Source organism: Pseudomonas emilianonis (assembly GCF_023072625.1).
GTDB classification, from domain to species: domain Bacteria; phylum Pseudomonadota; class Gammaproteobacteria; order Pseudomonadales; family Pseudomonadaceae; genus Aquipseudomonas; species Aquipseudomonas paraveronii.
Map to the genome: position 1 here is coordinate 1 of NZ_JAKNRV010000526.1, position 2,672 is coordinate 2,672.

The 2,672-nt window shown below is 63.3% G+C and carries 2 protein-coding genes and 1 pseudogene; all 3 read left to right on the forward strand.

Going from position 1 to position 2,672, the window contains the following annotated elements:
* Positions 1-91: 91 nt before the first annotated feature.
* A pseudogene (locus L9Z73_RS28780) lies at positions 92-745 on the forward strand (sensor histidine kinase); the annotation flags it as partial.
* Positions 746-782: 37 nt separating this feature from the next.
* Positions 783-1,490 carry a response regulator transcription factor gene (locus L9Z73_RS28785; protein WP_247408204.1) on the forward strand — a complete coding sequence of 236 codons (708 nt, stop codon included), beginning with the start codon at positions 783-785 and terminating at the stop codon, positions 1,488-1,490.
* 3 nt (positions 1,491-1,493) lie between these two features.
* The coding region (locus L9Z73_RS28790) for an ATP-binding protein (protein ID WP_247408206.1) at positions 1,494-2,672 on the forward strand (1,179 nt) is incomplete at its 3' end.

The window sequence follows — 2,672 nt, forward strand, 5'->3', positions numbered from 1 at the left end:
GGTGTGGGCGATGCACTGGTCATTGCTCATCGCGACAGCGGGCGCTGGACCGGCCGATCGGTAGCGCTGTGTGCTGAAGAGGTTCGATGACATGACGTCCATGCGCGGCAGTATCGACAGCCTGCTGGCGCTCGGCGAAGCCATCCCGCTGGAGGATCGCCGCGAATTGCTCGAAGGCACCCGCGACGAAGCCGAGCGCCTCGATCGCTATATCCAGAACCTGTTGGACATGACCCGCCTGGGCCACGGCGCGTTGAAGCTGGCGCGGGACTGGGTCTCGCCCGGTGATATCGTCGGCAGCGCCCTCGGCCGCCTACGTGCGGTGCTGGCGCCGCTGCAAGTGAGCATCGATGTACCGCCTGAATTGCCGTTGCTGTATGTGCATGCCGCGTTGATCGAGCAGGCGCTGGTCAACGTGCTGGAAAACGCCGCCCGATTCTCGCCGGCCCAAGGCCATTTGCAAGTGAGCGCCGGGGTGCTGGATAACCAATTGTTCTTCGCCGTGGCCGATGAGGGGCCGGGAATTCCTGAAGACGAGCGCGCGAAGATTTTCGATATGTTCTACACCGCTGCCCGTGGTGACCGCGGCGGGCAGGGCACGGGCCTTGGCTTGGCGATCTGCCAGGGCATGGTCGGCGCCCATGGCGGGCATATCAGCGTTGCCGATGGCATTGATGGGCGGGGCACCTGCATCACGCTGTTCCTGCCGTTGCCGACACAGCCTGGCCTGGAACGCGAGGCGTGAGCTACTCTCTTTTTTTTATGGATTTTGATTGGACACCATGAGCCAGACCGCGACGATTTTGGTCATTGACGACGAACCGCAGATCCGCAAATTCCTGCGCATCAGCCTGGCCTCCCAGGGCTACAAAGTGATCGAGGCCGGCAGCGGCAACGAAGGCCTGGCCCAGGCCGCCTTGAGCAAGCCGGATCTGCTGGTACTCGACCTCGGCCTGCCGGACATGGACGGCCAGCAGGTGCTGCGCGAGTTTCGTGAGTGGTCGACGGTGCCGGTGCTGGTGCTGTCGGTGCGCGCCAGCGAGGTGCAGAAGGTCGAAGCGCTGGATGGGGGGGCGAACGATTACGTCACCAAACCCTGCGAGCCCCGCGTGCTGCTGGCCCGGGTGCGCACGCTGTTGCGCCGCAGCAGCTTGTCCGAACCCCAGGTGGTCAACGACCAGATCGTCATCGGCAACCTGTGCATCGACCTGTCGGAACGCACCGTGACCTGGCGCGAGCAGGCGGTGGAGTTGTCCAGCGGTGAATACAACCTGCTGGTGGTGCTGGCGCGGCATGCCGGTGAGGTGCTCAGTCGTGACCAGATCCTGCAACGCCTGCGCGGGATCGAGTTCAACGGCACCGACCGTTCGGTGGATGTGGCTATCTCCAAGTTGCGCCGCAAGTTCGACGACCACGCCGGCGAGGCGCGCAAGATCAAGACGGTGTGGGGCAAAGGTTATTTGTTCAGCCGATCCGAGTGGGAATGCTGAAGCATGTTTCGTGTGCTGCTGCGTCTCTATCTGATCACGATCGTCACCTACAGTGCGGCGATCTACTTGATTCCCACGCTGGTGATCCAGGTGTTCGAGCACCGTTACATGGACTACAACGTCGAACAGTCCCGCGGCCTGCGAACACTCATCGTCAGGCAATACCAGCGGGCGCCGGTGGAGCATTGGTCGCAGATCACCGCGCAACTGGGCCGGGACTTCGCACCGCTCAAGGTCGAACTGCTGCTGCGCCAGGACGCCCGTTACACCCCTGAAGAAGAGCAACTGCTGGGGCAAGGCAAGCCGGTGATCCGCCTGGGCGAATGGGGCTGGATGGCCGAGGTCAGCTCGCCGATCAACCCGCAGTTTGCGGTCAAGCTGACCATCCCGCCGGACCCGTTGGACATGAACCTGCTGTACTGGTCGATGAACGTACTGATCGGCGCTGCGCTGCTGGCCTGCCTGCTGGTATGGCTGCGCCCGCACTGGCGTGACCTGGAACGCCTGAAAAGCACCGCCACGCAGTTGGGCAAGGGTAACTTTGGCGAACGCACGCGCATTCCGCCGAGTTCCAACATCGGCAGCCTGGCGACGGTGTTCGACACCATGGCCGACGACATCGAACACCTATTGAACCAGCAGCGTGACTTGCTCAACGCAGTCTCCCACGAACTGCGCACCCCGCTGACGCGCCTGGATTTCGGCCTGGCCCTGGCGCTGTCCGAAGACCTGCCCCAGGCCAGCCGTGAGCGCCTGCAAAGCCTGGTGGCGCATATCCGTGAGCTGGATGAGCTGGTGCTGGAATTGCTCTCCTACAGCCGTCTGCAAAACCCTTCGCAACTGCCGGAGCGGGTCGAGGTGGTGCTTGATGAGTTTATCGACAGCGTGCTGGGCAGCGTCGATGACGAGCTGGAGAACCCCGAGATTGTCATCGACGTGGTGCTCGACTGCAGCGTCGAACGCTTCAGCCTCGACCCGCGCCTGACCGCCCGCGCCCTGCAAAACCTGCTGCGCAACGCCACGCGCTACTGTGACAAACGCATCCAGGTGGGGGTCAAGGTCTGCCCCAAGGGCTGTGAAATCTGCGTGGACGATGATGGCATCGGCATTCCGCTGGACCAGCGCGAACGCATCTTCGAGCCGTTCTATCGCCTGGATCGCAGCCGCGACCGCGCCACCGGC